The sequence below is a fragment of the Nocardia pneumoniae NBRC 100136 genome, assembly GCF_000308755.1.
GTDB lineage: Bacteria > Actinomycetota > Actinomycetes > Mycobacteriales > Mycobacteriaceae > Nocardia > Nocardia pneumoniae.
This window is the reverse complement of record NZ_BAGF01000150.1, coordinates 83,254-96,338: the sequence shown is the minus strand read 5'-3', so window position 1 is coordinate 96,338 and position 13,085 is coordinate 83,254. Positions and strand designations below refer to the sequence as shown.

12 protein-coding genes are annotated in these 13,085 nt (G+C 67.6%); 3 read left to right on the top strand and 9 right to left on the bottom strand.

Annotation, left to right across the window (positions count from 1 at the left end):
- Nucleotides 1-75: 75 nt before the first annotated feature.
- Nucleotides 76-1,260, bottom strand: coding sequence for an MFS transporter (locus tag ON34_RS31180; protein WP_245548287.1), 1,185 nt, complete (start codon nucleotides 1,258-1,260; stop codon nucleotides 76-78).
- 345 nt (nucleotides 1,261-1,605) lie between these two features.
- Between ON34_RS31180 and ON34_RS31175 the strand changes: the two genes are divergently transcribed.
- Complete coding sequence (locus ON34_RS31175; RefSeq protein WP_085997175.1) at nucleotides 1,606-3,375, top strand: GAF domain-containing sensor histidine kinase; 1,770 nt, start codon at nucleotides 1,606-1,608, stop codon at nucleotides 3,373-3,375.
- A 177-nt stretch (nucleotides 3,376-3,552) separates the two neighbouring features.
- Here the strand turns inward: ON34_RS31175 and ON34_RS31170 are convergent, their stop codons facing one another.
- From ON34_RS31170 to ON34_RS36555, 4 genes are all read right to left on the bottom strand, one after another.
- Nucleotides 3,553-5,211 carry a SulP family inorganic anion transporter gene (locus ON34_RS31170; protein ID WP_373291993.1) on the bottom strand — a complete coding sequence of 553 codons (1,659 nt, stop codon included), beginning with the start codon at nucleotides 5,209-5,211 and terminating at the stop codon, nucleotides 3,553-3,555.
- A complete protein-coding gene (locus ON34_RS31165) occupies nucleotides 5,208-7,010 on the bottom strand; it encodes a phosphoenolpyruvate carboxykinase (GTP) (protein WP_040786596.1) in 1,803 nt (600 codons plus the stop codon). Before ON34_RS31165 ends, ON34_RS31170 begins: the two co-directional genes overlap by 4 nt.
- A 125-nt stretch (nucleotides 7,011-7,135) precedes the next feature.
- Nucleotides 7,136-7,468 (bottom strand): ArsR/SmtB family transcription factor, encoded by a 333-nt coding sequence (locus tag ON34_RS31160; RefSeq protein ID WP_083889926.1) that lies wholly within the window; start codon nucleotides 7,466-7,468, stop codon nucleotides 7,136-7,138.
- A gap of 96 nt (nucleotides 7,469-7,564) precedes the next feature.
- A complete protein-coding gene (locus ON34_RS36555; protein WP_157172535.1) occupies nucleotides 7,565-7,726 on the bottom strand; it encodes a hypothetical protein in 162 nt (53 codons plus the stop codon).
- Nucleotides 7,727-7,832: 106 nt separating this feature from the next.
- On the opposite strand from ON34_RS36555, the gene ON34_RS31155 reads away from it, so the two are divergent.
- The gene (locus tag ON34_RS31155) at nucleotides 7,833-8,309 is read left to right on the top strand and encodes a nitroreductase/quinone reductase family protein (protein ID WP_040786590.1); all 477 of its coding nucleotides are present in this window, start codon (nucleotides 7,833-7,835) and stop codon (nucleotides 8,307-8,309) included.
- Nucleotides 8,310-8,499: 190 nt separating this feature from the next.
- Here ON34_RS31155 and ON34_RS31150 read toward each other — a convergent pair whose 3' ends face one another.
- From ON34_RS31150 to ON34_RS31135, 4 genes are all read right to left on the bottom strand, one after another.
- The gene (locus tag ON34_RS31150; RefSeq protein ID WP_040786504.1) at nucleotides 8,500-9,471 is read right to left on the bottom strand and encodes an Acg family FMN-binding oxidoreductase; all 972 of its coding nucleotides are present in this window, start codon (nucleotides 9,469-9,471) and stop codon (nucleotides 8,500-8,502) included.
- A 214-nt stretch (nucleotides 9,472-9,685) separates the two neighbouring features.
- On the bottom strand, nucleotides 9,686-10,615 hold the full coding sequence (locus tag ON34_RS31145; protein ID WP_083889928.1) for a universal stress protein: 930 nt from the start codon (nucleotides 10,613-10,615) through the stop codon (nucleotides 9,686-9,688).
- A gap of 241 nt (nucleotides 10,616-10,856) precedes the next feature.
- Nucleotides 10,857-11,060, bottom strand: a complete 204-nt coding sequence (locus tag ON34_RS31140; RefSeq protein WP_040786501.1) for a hypothetical protein — start codon at nucleotides 11,058-11,060, stop codon at nucleotides 10,857-10,859.
- A gap of 25 nt (nucleotides 11,061-11,085) precedes the next feature.
- Nucleotides 11,086-11,910, bottom strand: a complete 825-nt coding sequence (locus ON34_RS31135; RefSeq protein WP_083889925.1) for a ribosome hibernation promotion factor — start codon at nucleotides 11,908-11,910, stop codon at nucleotides 11,086-11,088.
- A gap of 492 nt (nucleotides 11,911-12,402) precedes the next feature.
- Here ON34_RS31135 and ON34_RS31130 point away from each other — a divergent pair, with 492 nt between their 5' ends.
- On the top strand, nucleotides 12,403-13,005 hold the full coding sequence (locus tag ON34_RS31130; RefSeq protein WP_157172534.1) for an Rv1733c family protein: 603 nt from the start codon (nucleotides 12,403-12,405) through the stop codon (nucleotides 13,003-13,005).
- The last annotated feature ends 80 nt before the right edge of the window (nucleotides 13,006-13,085 follow it).

Here is a 13,085-nt window from a genome sequence, read left to right as displayed (position 1 = left end):
CGGAAGTGTGCTTCGGCCTCGGTACTCACCGGGTCATTCCTCCTGAGAATCGTGCTCGATAGGACTGCGCGTAGCTCATGGCTGGGTGTGGGTGCGCACCGCACGGCGCACGCTGGTCAGGGTGAGCCCGAGGGTGGCCGCGGCCACGACCGCCAACGCGGCCAACCCGAGCGCGTAGGACCCCAGCGCGCCGTAGAGGGCGCCCATCACCAGCGGTGGCACGAATCCGCCGAGGCCTCCGGCGGCGCCGACCACACCGGTCACCGAACCGACCTTGTCCGCAGGGGCCAACAGCGCGACCACGGCGAACACCGCGCCGCTGCCAGCGCCCAGCGCGGCAGCCATGAACAAGAACGCCACCGTGCTCACCGGCATCAAAGCCGGAGTGAACGCCTGCACGACGGCGGCGACGGTCACCATCGAGAACCCCGCCGCGAGCACCCGCACCGGGCCGACATGGTCTGACAGCCAGCCGCCAACCGGGCGCATCAACACTGCCAGCAGCACGAATCCGGCCATCCGGTTGGCCGCGTCGGCCTGGGTCAGCCCGTAAACGGACTTCAGGTAGGCAGGCAGATACACCGAGAACGCCACGTACCCACCGAAGGCCACCGCATACAACGCCGAGGCCTGCCACGTAACCGGCAGCCGGGCAGTGTCGGCCAGCCGCCTCCCCACCGATTCCGCCGGCACCGACCGCTCGGGAGCGTCCCGCAACCACACGGCCGCTACCACGGCGTAGACCGCCAGCACCGCCGCGGTCACCAGAAACGGAGTCGCCGTGGACCCCGCATCGACCAGCCGCACCGTGGTCAGCGCACTGATCGCCGTGCCGCCCATCCCGGCACCGAATACCCCGATCGCCAAGCCACGCCTATCCGGCGGAAACCACGCGTTGACGAAGGGCACCCCCACCGCGAACGCGGTGCCGCCGATACCAAGGAAGAAGCCGCCGACCAGCAGCGCTACCAACGAGCCGTGCCCGATCAGGCCGATGAACAACACCGGCACGACCGTGATCACCGAGATCACCGGGAACATCACCCGGCCGCCGAACCGATCCGTCAACGCACCCACCGGAATCCGGCCCACCGCGCCGACCACCACCGGCACCGCGACCAGCAATGCCTGCTCGAAGGCGCTCAACGCCAGCGAATCCTGGAACAGCGGCCCCAAGGGGCTCAGCAGCGCCCACGCCCAGAAATTGACTGCGAACCCGATCGTCGCCAGCGCCACCATCACCCCCCGCTGCCAGCTCACCGATGCCACATCGATTGCAGTGCGACGCGGCGCGGTGCCCGCCGCGAATTCGGACTGTGCTGTGTAAGGGCTAGAAGTCATGGTGTTGCCGGACCCTGTCACTCGTATCATCCCAGGCCCGTCCGCGTGGCGGTCGAGCGTCCTGAGCGTGCGTCAGCCACCGGCCGACCGGCTAGGGCCCACCGGCTCGCAACAAGAGGCCGGATTGCCCTAACAAGGTCGACAGTGGATAACGTTCCTCACACGCACCGAGCTGCTGCCTTTGCCCGAGGTGGCTCTCGGTTCGGTGGCGATCTTGTGCACAGTGTGGGTCTCATGCTGTTGATTCGGTCCGCGGATGCCAGAATGTCGGGTATGCAAGGTCCATCGGCCGACTTCGGCCTAGACGGCAGGCCGCCGGTGATCGGGACGCTGGCCCCGTCCCGCCTGCGCGAGCTGCTGGCCGAGGTGCAAGATCGCATCGCGGAGATCGTCGGCGTGCGTGATCAGATGGATCGGCTCATCGAGGCGATGCTGGTGGTCACCGCCGGTCTCGATTTGGACAACACGCTGCGGACGATCGTCCATACCGCGATCGAGCTGGTCGATGCCGGCTACGGTGCGCTCGGCGTCCGGGAAACCGACAAGAGCTCCAAGCAGCTGGCCGAGTTCGTGTATGAGGGCATCGATGACCGCACCCGGGTACTGATCGGTGATCTGCCGCGCGGGCACGGCGTGCTCGGGCTTCTGTTCGAGCAACCGAAACCGATTCGCCTGGCTGATCTTTCCGCGCACCCGTCGTCGGTCGGTTTTCCCGCTAATCATCCACCGATGAAGACCTTTCTCGGGGTGCCTGTTCAGGTCCGCGACGAGATCTTCGGCAATCTGTACTTGACCGAGAAGGCCGGCGGTCAGGAGTTCACCGAGGACGACGAAGTTGTCGTGCAGGCGTTGGCGGCCGCGGCGGGTATCGCCATCGCCAATGCCCGACTCTACGAGGAATCCCGGATCCGCCAGCAGTGGCTGGAAGCCACACAGGATGTGGCGACGGTCGTGCTGGCCGGTGGGGAACCTTCCGAAGTGCTCGAACTGATCACCGAACGCGCGCTGGCGGCGACACAGTCGGTGTGCGCCTATCTCGCCTTGCCCGAGGACCCTGAGATGCCGTCGGAGGAGGTCAGCGAACTCGTCGTGGTCTCAGCGGCCGGAACCGACGCCCGAAAGATAGTCGGAGAACGGATTCCAGTGCACGGTTCGGATACCGGCGCGGCGTTCCGCGACGACGAAGGCACCTCGGCCGACGAACCGAGCGTCGCCCTGAGGCTGGATTCGCCCGCAGCGTTCGGTCCAGCACTGACTTTGCCGTTGCGGGCGGGCCAGTCGGTCATCGGCGTACTGAGCGTCATGCGCTCGGCCGAGATGCCGGCCTTGGACGCCGCGGGCCGAACGATGATGACGGCCTTCGCCAACCAAGCCGCGCTGGCCTTGCAGCTGGCGAACAGTCAGCGCAGAATGCGCGAACTCGATGTCGTCTCCGAACGTGACCGCATTGCCCGCGACCTCCACGACCACGTCATCCAGCGGCTGTTCGCCGTCGGGCTGTCGCTGCAAGGGACGGCGCAGCGCGCCCGCGCCCCCGAGATCAAGTCCCGGCTCGGCGAGACCATCAACGACGTGCAAACCATCGTGCAGGACATCCGGCACTCGATCTTCGATCTGCATTCCAGCACGTCCGCGGAAGCGCCGGTCCTGCGCAAACGCTTGCACGCCGTGGTGGCCGAGATGACCGCGGAAACCGAGCTGCGCACCTCGATCCGCCTGGCCGGGCCGGTGTCGGTGCTGAGTTCCACCATGTTCGATCACGTCGAAGCGGTGCTGCGAGAAGCGCTCAGCAACGTGGTCCGGCACGCGCATGCCAGCGCGGTCTCGATCAAACTCACCATCGGCGACGACGTCGTCCTCGAGATCGCCGATAACGGCGTCGGCCTACCCGAGGACCTCTCCCGTCGCAGCGGGCTGGCCAACATGGCCGCTCGCACCGAAGAGTCCGGAGGCAGCTTCAGCGCAGGAAAAGGCCCCACCGGCGGCACGGTTGTCCGCTGGTCGGTTCCCCTGCCACAGAGGTCGGCGGGCTGAGTCCAAGCCATCCTCGAGCGAAGCTGGACACGAGCGTCAATCGTTGCACGTGTGATGAAGTGCGGGTGCGGCGTGTTGCCATTCGATGCCGTCAGCGCCCGATCCGGCCCGAGACCAGCAGCGTTTCGCCGCGTCGCAGCAGATCCACTGCACTGCCGGTCTCGGTTCGACAGCTCATCAGCTGGGCGACTCGATGACGACCGGCACGAATCCGCGGGCGTGCGCGATGGCGTCCGGGGTGTGGGCGAAGATGTGCTCCTGACCGCCCGCGGGTAGTGCGCCGATCGCGGCCAGGTGTCGGTGATGGTCGTCGCGCAGTCCGGACATGAGCACCGTGATGCCCCTGTGTTCGAGTTTGCCGATGGCGTCTTTGAGCACGAGGGCGCCGGTGGTATCGAGGGCGGTGATGTGGGACATGCGCAGAATGACCACATGCACGTCGGACACCTCGGTCAGTTCTAGGAGGAAGCGGTGTGCGGCGGCGAAGAAGAGCGGGCCGTCGATGCGGTAGGCGACGATGTGATCGTGCAGTAGGTCGTGTTCCTCTGCGAGATGATCGGTGTCGTCGGCCTGGAGGCCGAGCGGGATCTGCTGCAGCCGCGCTTCTTTGGCGACCGACCGCAAGGCGAGCACGATCGCGATGCCGACGCCGACGGCGACGGCGGTGACCAGGTCCAGGGCGACCGTCACAAAGAAGGTGGCGACCATGGTCGCCGCGTCCGCTGTGGAGGCGCGGGCGATCGCGGCCAGTGACGCGGTTTCCACCATGCGCACGGTGGTTGCCAGCAGTACTCCGGCCAGTGCCGCCAGGGGGATGCCCGCGACCAGCGGCGCGGCGAGATAGATGAGGGCGGCCAGCACCACGGCGTGCGTGACAGCGGCGAGCCGGGTGCGCGCGCCAGAGCGAACATTGACCGCCGTCCGAGCGATCGCGCCGGTGGCCGGGACACCGCCGAACAGGGGTGCGGCGATGTTGGCCAGGCCCTGCCCGAGCAGTTCACGGTCGGGATTGTGGCGGGATCCGACGGCCATGGCGTCGGCGGCAGTGGCCGACAGCAGTGACTCCAAGGCCGCCAGGGCGGCGACAGCCAGTGCGGGAGCGATCAGGGCGGCCAACTGGTCTGGGTGTAGGAATCCCGCAGTGGGGACCTGCAATCCGGATGGGATCGTCCCGATGGGGGTGAGGGTCAGGTCGAATATCTGCGCCATCGCGGTGGCGGCGGCAACGGCGATCAGCGCGAATGGCAGTTTCGGCAGGTATCGGCCGCCGACCAGCACGACCGCGGCCACCGCCAGCGCGGTGGCGAGTGCCACATGGTGGGGGTGTGCAACGAATTCGCGTACCGCGTGGAAGGCGGTCTGCCATACCTTTTCGCCTTCGGTGTCGGCGATGCCGAGGGCGGCTGGAAACTGTTGCAGCGCGATGACGACCGCGATGCCGGCGGTGAATCCCTCGATCACCGGAGCCGGCATGTATCGCACAGCCCGCCCGACCCCGGCGACCGCGAGCACCACCAGCACGAGACCAGCCATCAGCCCCACGGCCAGCACCCCGCTGCCTCCGTGCTGATGGAAGATCGGTACCAGCACCACCGTCATGGCGCCGGTCGGGCCCGACACCTGGAACCGCGATCCACCGAACACTGCCGCCACCACGCCGGCCACGACCGCCGTCGCCAGGCCTGCCGCGGCGCCGAGTCCGGAACTGATCCCGAATCCGAGTGCCAGCGGCAACGCGACGAGCGCGACGATCAACCCCGACAGCAGGTCCGCACCGGGGGCGTGCACCGCGGGCTTCCAATCCGACCAGGTCGGGAGTAATGCGCGCACGCTCACCGCGTAGCTGCCAGACGAGTCTTCAACGCCGCCAGCTGCTCTCGCAGCTGTTCGGGCAGTCGATTGCCGCCGATGGTCGCGTACCACTCATCGATCGACGCAACCTCGGCCACCCACTCGTCGGCGTCAACGGCCAGGGCAGCCTCGGCCCGAGCACGCCCTGCCTCATCGAAGCCGGTGAGGTCCAGCGCGTCGGCGGTCGGCACATACCCGATCGGGGTCTCGACCGCTTCCGCGGCGGCGTCCAATCGCTCGAGAGCCCATTTCAGCACGCGGACGTTGTCACCGAAGCCGGGCCACAGGAACGTGCCGTCGGCACTGCGGCGGAACCAGTTGACCTGGAAGATCTTCGGTAACTTGGCGGGGTCCGCGGCAGCGCCCAGCTTCAGCCAGTGCGCGAAGTAGTCCCCGACGTGGTAGCCCAGGAACGGCAGCATCGCCATCGGATCGCGACGCACCACGCCCACCGCGCCGGTCGCGGCGGCAGTGGTCTCCGACGACAGCACCGACGCGGTGAACACGCCCTGCTCCCAGTCGAAGGACTCGGTGATCAGGGGGATGGTGGTGGCGCGACGGCCGCCGAAGAAGATCGCCGAGATCGGCACACCGGTCGGGTCGTTCCACTCCGGCGCCACCGACGGGCACTGCTCGATCGGCGTGCAATATCGCGAATTCGGATGCGCGGCAGGGTCTCCCGCCTCCGGGGTCCAATCGTTGCCGCGCCAGTCGATCAGATGGCCCGGCGGCTGATCGGTCAGCCCCTCCCACCAGATGTCGCCGTCGTCGGTGCGGGCGGTATTGGTGAAGACCGAGTTGCCCACGTTGATGGTCGCGATCGCGTTCGGGTTCGTCTTCGCACCGGTCCCCGGCGCGACGCCGAAGAACCCGGCTTCAGGGTTCACCGCATACAACCGGCCGTCGGCGCCGAACCGCATCCAGGCGATGTCGTCACCGATCGTTTCAGCCCTCCAGCCGGGCAGTGCGGGTTCGAGCATGGCAAGGTTGGTCTTGCCACACGAGGACGGGAACGCCGCCGCGATGTAATGCGTCTTGCCCTGCGGGGAGGTGAGTTTCAGGATCAGCATGTGCTCGGCGAGCCACCCCTCGTCGCGGCCGAGCACCGACGCGATGCGCAACGCGAAACATTTCTTGCCCAGCAGGGCATTGCCGCCGTACCCGGAGCCGTAGCTCCAGATCGTGCGTGCTTCGGGGAAGTGCGAGATGTACTTGGTGTGGTCACACGGCCACGGCACGTCCTGCTGCCCGTCGGCGAGCGGCGAGCCCACCGAATGCAGGCACCGCACGAACTCCGTTTCGCCGGTGAGCTTTTCCCACACCGGCGCCCCCGAGCGGGTCATGATCTGCATCGACACCGCCACATACGCCGAATCGGTGATCTGCACACCGAACTTCGGATCCGCGGCATCGAGCGGCCCCATGCAGAACGCGATGACATACATCGTGCGCCCGGCCATGGCACCGCGATAGTGCTCGGTCATCACCGTGCGCATGTCCAGCGGATCCACCCAGTTGTTGGTTGGGCCCGCGTCATCTGTGTTCTCTGAGCAGATGAACGTGCGATCTTCCACCCGCGCCACATCGTCCGGATCGGAGACGCACCAGAAGGAGTTCGGCTTCGCCGTCAGCGGCACGAAGGTGCCTTTATCGACCAGCAGACCGGTCAGCCGATCCCACTCGGCGCGGGAACCGTCACAGAAAACGATCCGATCCGGAGCGGTCAGCTCTGCGACCTCGGCCACCCAGGCCAGGATGGCCTCATTATCGGTCGGCGCCTGCACGGTTCCGGTGGCGGTAGTCGAGTGTTCGGTCACGACCAGTCTCTCCTTCACAAACAACTAGCTAGTTAGTTTAGAAACTCTGCAACTTATGTGCGGCTCTCGGCATACCTGGTGGAGCGTGAGGTCTATCCGGTTTGCTGCTCCAATGCTTCGGCCTGTCCGGCAACCACCCCGGTGAGGATGGCGCGCGCCGTGGCGAGGAGTTGGGCGACCTGCGGCGAGGTGAGCGCATAGGTCACCGACAGTCCCTCCCGCCGGGCGGTGACCAGACCGGCGCGGCGGAGGATGGCCAGTTGCTGCGACAGATTCGCCGCCTCGACCTCGATCTCGTTCAGCAACTCCGACACCGCGTGCTCGCGCTCGCTGAGCAGCTCGAGCACGCGGATCCGCACGGGATGACCGAGTGTCTTGAAGAAATCGGCCTTCATTTGATAGAGCGGCCTCCGCAGTCCAGGCATCAGTGCCCGCTCCTTCCGCTGACCGTCGACACCGGCAACACCTCGCTGATTGCAGAGTTTAGCAAACAGGAAATACATCCGCCGGACGGGCCGCGGTCATTGGCTTCCGGCCCTCCGGGTGACCGTCGAGGGCGCGGCATCGGTGCTGGGCTTGGTCCCGGGTCCGATCCACGCGCCGATGACCGCGGAGATGGACGAATCCGTCGCCGCGGCCACACCACCTGTCCGCTCTTCCACGGGGGCTTTCGTCACTTTCATGCGGGCGAGAGTCGGCAACCTGAAGTGCCCGATGCCCTACCCGGCCACCGGAGAAATCCGTGAAATCGAGTGTGCCAGGACTACACCGTTCTTCGAGGAGTGCATAATGCGGGCATACGACAACTACTTGCGCTGGTTGTATCGCAGCGGTCGACCGAATCCGTTCGCCCGGATTCAAAATCGGTTTTCGGCATGGCTTTTCGCGGCGGGCATCGCGCCGCGGTTGGTCGCCGCGCTGGGGATCCGCGGGCGGCGCAGCGGGCGTGTGATCTGGTTCCCGGTGGTGCTCACGGAGCTCGGCGGCGCACGCTACGTGGTGTCGATGCTGGGGAAGAACACGAACTGGGTGCGCAACGTGGCCGCCGCCGATGGCCACGCCCTGCTGCGCCACGGCGACAGTGAGAAGGTCTACCTGACAGAAGTCGCGCCAGGCCAGCGGGCGGCGATTCTGCGCCAGTACGTGCGCGTGGCACCCGGAGCCCGCCCGCACATCCCGGTCGGCCCGAACGCCCCGCTCGCCGACTATGAGCGGATCGCCTCGGATTACCCGGTATTCCGGATCGAACCCGAGCCGGTCGGCTGAACGGGGAACCTGCTTCCGGTTGCCGGGCAGCGCGCAGACGACAGCGCCACAGTCCAGTGATCGGTAGCAGACCGGCCACCGCGCGGGTCCTTGCGGCACCAGGCAGGCCGCCACGGTCGGATCGGCGACTGTGGCGTCGCACAGCCCCGAGGGACGGCAGCAGCGGAACTGCGACCCGTTGGACGCAATGTCACAAGGGGCGCACCACGTCCTCCAGCGCGCGACGCGGGGTCAGCGGAACTTGCGCGGCGCTGGTGGCCGCCCAGCCGATTCTGACTATGAGCTGCGGAAAACCAGTGCCGGAGAGCAGATCGTCTCGGATGAGATCGCGAGTGCTCGGCAACTCCAGCGGCTCGGTCAACGGGCAGGTCGCCAACCCGATCTCGGTGGCGGCCAACAGAACCGCACTGGTCGCCTCCCCGGCGCGCAGCCGCGATAGCGGGTCGTCGGAGGTGGTGTGTACCAGCAAGAGGCCGCCACGAACGTCGAGGTCGTGCAGCACCGCCTCGGTCAGGGAGGGATTGCGGAATTCGCGGGTCAACGGATCGGCGGCGGTGACCGTGCTGCGGGCGGGTACGCCTTCTTCGGCGGCATGGCGTCCGCTCCAAGCGGCCAGCTCGGCCTGATACGCAGGGTCGGCGTGATGCTGCCGCGCGGCGTCCTGGAAGGCCCGCACGAGCCGGATCCGGGTAGGGCCACCGGGGATTTCGCTGATCAGCGCCCCCTCGGCAGTGCCGGCAGCGATGACCTCGGCGAGCAGCGCCTCGGGAATCTCCCACGAGGTGACCCGCCGCCGATCGGTGCGGCGCTGGCTGATGGCGCGCGCCGCCGCGACGACGTCGGCGGTCGGGGTGGTCGCGGAGAACTCGATCGCCGCGAGATGCTGCGGCTCGGCCGGATTCGGGAACCTGTGCACCACGGTGTCCCACCCGAACGACCGCGCCGCCACCCGGAAGTGATGCAGCGCCGCGCCGCAACTGATCAGCAGATCGCGGCGATCCGGGTCCGCGTGCGCCAGCCGACGGCTGTCGTCGGCGTACAGGTGCACGGTGGTGTCACCGACGCGCCACTGCCACGGCTGGGTGTTGTGCACCGACGGCGCGCGCACGGCCAGCGCCAACGCGGCCCGCACGCTGTCGGCATCGGGGTGCCTTTTGGCCATTGCTCCTACCTCGTTCTCGACGACGGTGTCTTATCGCCAGCGTCGCATTCGCTGGCAGTGCCGACGAAGGGCCCAATGGCCCACAAGTCGGGGGTCCAGCGACCCCTTGGCGGACCCGGCGGATCAGGACGCCGATCGGTCTCCGGCCACCGGACTGCTCCCACCACGTGGACGTGGTGGCTCGGCGCGCGGGCGCGTCACATGCGGAGCGACGTCATGCCGGAGGACGTTCGTGGTCTCGCACGACGATCATCGGGCACTGCGCCGAATGCAGCAGCGTGTTGCTGGTCGAGCCGAGCAGCATGCTGGCGAACCCGCCGCGGCCGTGGCTGCCGACCACCAGCAGCTGCGCGTTCTCGGATTCGTCGAGCAGCGCGCGAGCCGGTCGGTCGACCTTGACGATCCGCCGGACCGGAACATCCGGGTAGCGCTCGCCATAGCCGGCCAGCTGTTCGGCGAGCAATGCCTCCTCCGACTCCAGCGCCGCATCCCAGCCCGGTACCGGGAAATCGAGTCCGGTGACATCGCTCCAGGTATGCACCGCGCTCAACCCGACCTTACGCAGCGCCGCCTCCTCGAAAGCCAGCTCGATGGCGGGGACGCTGTTGGCGCTGCCGTCGACACCGACCACAACCGGCTTGTCCGCCCATTCCGGGTCGATCCCGGTGACGTCGTGGATGACCGCGACCGGGCAATGCGCGTGCCGCGTCACCGCCGTGCTGACCGAGCCGAGCATCCCGCGCCGGAACGCACCGATGCCCCGGCTGCCGACCACCAGCATCGTCAACTGGCGCGAACGGTCGATCAGCGTGGGAATGAGGAAGTCGAAGGACACCTCGGTGGTGAGCACGAGTTCCTCACCGGGCACGGCCTCCCGCGCGATCCGGCTGGCTTCGGTGACGATCCGTTCGCCATCGCGACGCATCCACTCGATGTCCGCGTCGCTCAGGGTCATGCCGGGACCGAAACCGCCGGGCAGCGCCATCGAGGTGAGAATGTGCAGTTGCCTGCGGTGCAGGACAGCCTCGACCGCTGCCCAGGCCACCGCGTGATAGGAGATCGCCGACCCGTCGACAGCAGCGATCATCTGCGGGACGGACTGCGAGGCAGTCGAATCGGCCATGGCTTTGCCTTTCGTTGTCATCGGATTCTCCATCGAGCATCTCTGCCGCGTCTCATGCGTGGCAGAGACGAAAGTCCCTCGATGAGCAGGCGGCGGACCTCGATTACCCGCCGCACCAAACCCGCCGTCGGCTACCGCCCGCGGCGTCATGCGCCAAGTAGCGCACATCCGTCATGTCGGATTGCCCGAATCTTCTCGCCGAATCGGCGCCCGTCCGGGCCGGTTGCTACAGCGGTGCATGCGGCGGGCTGGTTGCTGCGTGTCAGCGGCCTTGTGCATCGGGGCGGGGGACGCACTCTTCGGCTCGGTGTCCGCTGTCGCCGCCGATCAGGACCAGCAACAGGAGCGGGCAGGCCAGGACGACCTGGAGCAGCAGGAGGGTGACAGCTGGCAGGCCGGTCAAGACCAGTGCGGTGACCAGGACGGCCAGCGCGAGCACATACAGCGGTGCGTGACGGATATTCATGATGGTTCCTTCGAGGATCGAACTGCTACCGCCGCGTCGGCGGTGTGATCAGGCCGTAGTCGCCGTCGTAGCGGTGGTAGAGCACGCTGCCCCGTTTCGACGCCTTGTCATGGAAGAAGACGAACGGCAGGCCGGTCAGCTCGAGCCGCGTGATGGCGTCCTGGACATCCAGTACCGGCGCCGGGGTCGGGCTCATGGTGAATGACACGGCGCCGCGGGTGACGGCTTCGGGGCGCGGACCCACTTGCGCGAGACGGTAACCGGTGTCGCCGACACGATAGAGCACACTGTCGACGTCGGTGCCGGATTCGGTGAACAGGTGGAAGTCGTAGTCCATGGTCTCCATGTCGAAGACCGCCTCGTCGCACGTTTCGCCTACGAGCCCATACGATTTGCGCCGGACGATCCGCCGCTGCTCGGCCGCTTCGAGAGCGTGAGGTAACGAGGCACGCGCGCCGTCGCCGTGGCGCCAGTGCTGTGGACGCAGACCGGGCCGTCCACCGCGCACCGCTTGCCAGTGCCGCGCCAACCGCTCCAGGCGCGTCTTCAACCGGGCGGCGAGCAGGTCGATCGCCTCCCTGGTGGTCGCGGCGGCGACTTGGACCCGCACCGCACGGCCGTTCACGTTCACGTTCGCCTGCGCGACGACAGGCCGAGCCACCGCCGGGTCGGCGTGCCCCGTGACCCGGACCCGCGCCCCGAGCAGCGGCTCTGACGCGTGATCCAAAGCGGGGCCGACCTTCTGCCGCACATAGTCGGCCGCCGCGGCGGAGACATGGTGCCCGATCGATATCTGTAGTGCCGAATCCGTCATCCGCAGTGTCGGATCCGTCGCGGTGCCTTTACTCATGCGATCGACTCTCGCACCGCCCGCGACGGTGCCGAGAGGGTCGAAAGTCCTGTCGCCCCCCGCAATGGACCACTGCGGCGCATCCGATAGCAGGCCCGTCTGCGTACGCCGACGCCGTTGTCGGCCTGCGGTTTTGGGAGACAGATCGCCGGGAGGTAGGAGCAGGACCATTGCCCGCGGCTCGATGCGGTAGCTGTGACCGGACACCGCATCGCTGAATGGGAAGCGTCTCGGGTGCGAGCGGCCCTCTCGATGGGGGCGAGGCTCCCGTCAGCGAGCCGCCGGTCGAGGGCATGCCGAGCGTGAGCTCCGAAATCGTCGACAGGCTCAGCTGTTCAGAGGCGGTTCGGCCGACCGAACGGGGGCCGGTCGGCTCGTCGGCAGGAGACCTTTGTCTCTGCTGCTCGACTCGCGCACACGGGATTCTCGACACAACGAATCGAACGCACTTCGAGCCGAAGAGTGGGCGCCGTCCGGAAGAGGGTGATCAAGGTGTCCGAATTTCCATTATTGCCCGTCCGATTGTGGCGTCTGTGTCCGTGGCACACCAACCCGCTGATCCGTGCGTCGGATCGGATCCAGGCGCTGGCCGGGATGTTCGCGATCGCGGTGGCGCTGCTCGCGGTGCCGCTCGCGGGAGCGGCGGGTACCGCGGCTTACACGGACGCCATCGCCCGCATCCGCGTCGAGAACGCGGCCAAGGCAGAGGCGATGGCGACGGTCACGGCGAAGCCGGAACGGACGGTGATCGCCACCCGCCAGCACGGGCTGACCACTGAGCGATACGAAGCGGCGGTCCGGTGGAATCACGACGGGAAATCCGGAGCCGCGGTCGTCGAGGTTCCGAGCGGATCGGCGCTCGGCGCGGAGGTGCCGATCTGGCTCGGACCGGACGGTCAGCCGACCACGGCGCCGAAGCGTTCCGATGCCGCGGTCGGCGAGGGGGTCAGCGCCGGTCTTGCCCTGCTCGCCGGAGCATGGGGAGGCGCACTGCTGCTGGCCTGGGGTGTCGGCAGGATGCTCGATGCCCGCCGCGCCGCGTCCTGGGATCGGGAATGGCGTCAAGTCGGTCGCCCGCTCGGGCAGGAGTGGTAACCGGGTGTGTTCGTCCAGTCGTTCGACGCAACCCGTTGCCTGATAACGCCGATGGTGTCGAGCAACGTGATGCCGCGCGG

Bases quoted from the DNA above. Each gene is read 5' to 3' on its own strand.
- ON34_RS31175 (WP_085997175.1), top strand. From the start codon at position 1,606: ATGTCGGGTATGCAAGGTCCATCGGCCGACTTCGGCCTAGACGGCAGG.
- ON34_RS31160 (WP_083889926.1), bottom strand. From the start codon at position 7,468: ATGCCTGGACTGCGGAGGCCGCTCTATCAAATGAAGGCCGATTTCTTC.
- ON34_RS36555 (WP_157172535.1), bottom strand. From the start codon at position 7,726: ATGAAAGTGACGAAAGCCCCCGTGGAAGAGCGGACAGGTGGTGTGGCC.
- ON34_RS31155 (WP_040786590.1), top strand. From the start codon at position 7,833: ATGCGGGCATACGACAACTACTTGCGCTGGTTGTATCGCAGCGGTCGA.
- ON34_RS31150 (WP_040786504.1), bottom strand. From the start codon at position 9,471: ATGGCCAAAAGGCACCCCGATGCCGACAGCGTGCGGGCCGCGTTGGCG.
- ON34_RS31145 (WP_083889928.1), bottom strand. From the start codon at position 10,615: ATGACAACGAAAGGCAAAGCCATGGCCGATTCGACTGCCTCGCAGTCC.
- ON34_RS31140 (WP_040786501.1), bottom strand. From the start codon at position 11,060: ATGAATATCCGTCACGCACCGCTGTATGTGCTCGCGCTGGCCGTCCTG.
- ON34_RS31135 (WP_083889925.1), bottom strand. From the start codon at position 11,910: ATGAGTAAAGGCACCGCGACGGATCCGACACTGCGGATGACGGATTCG.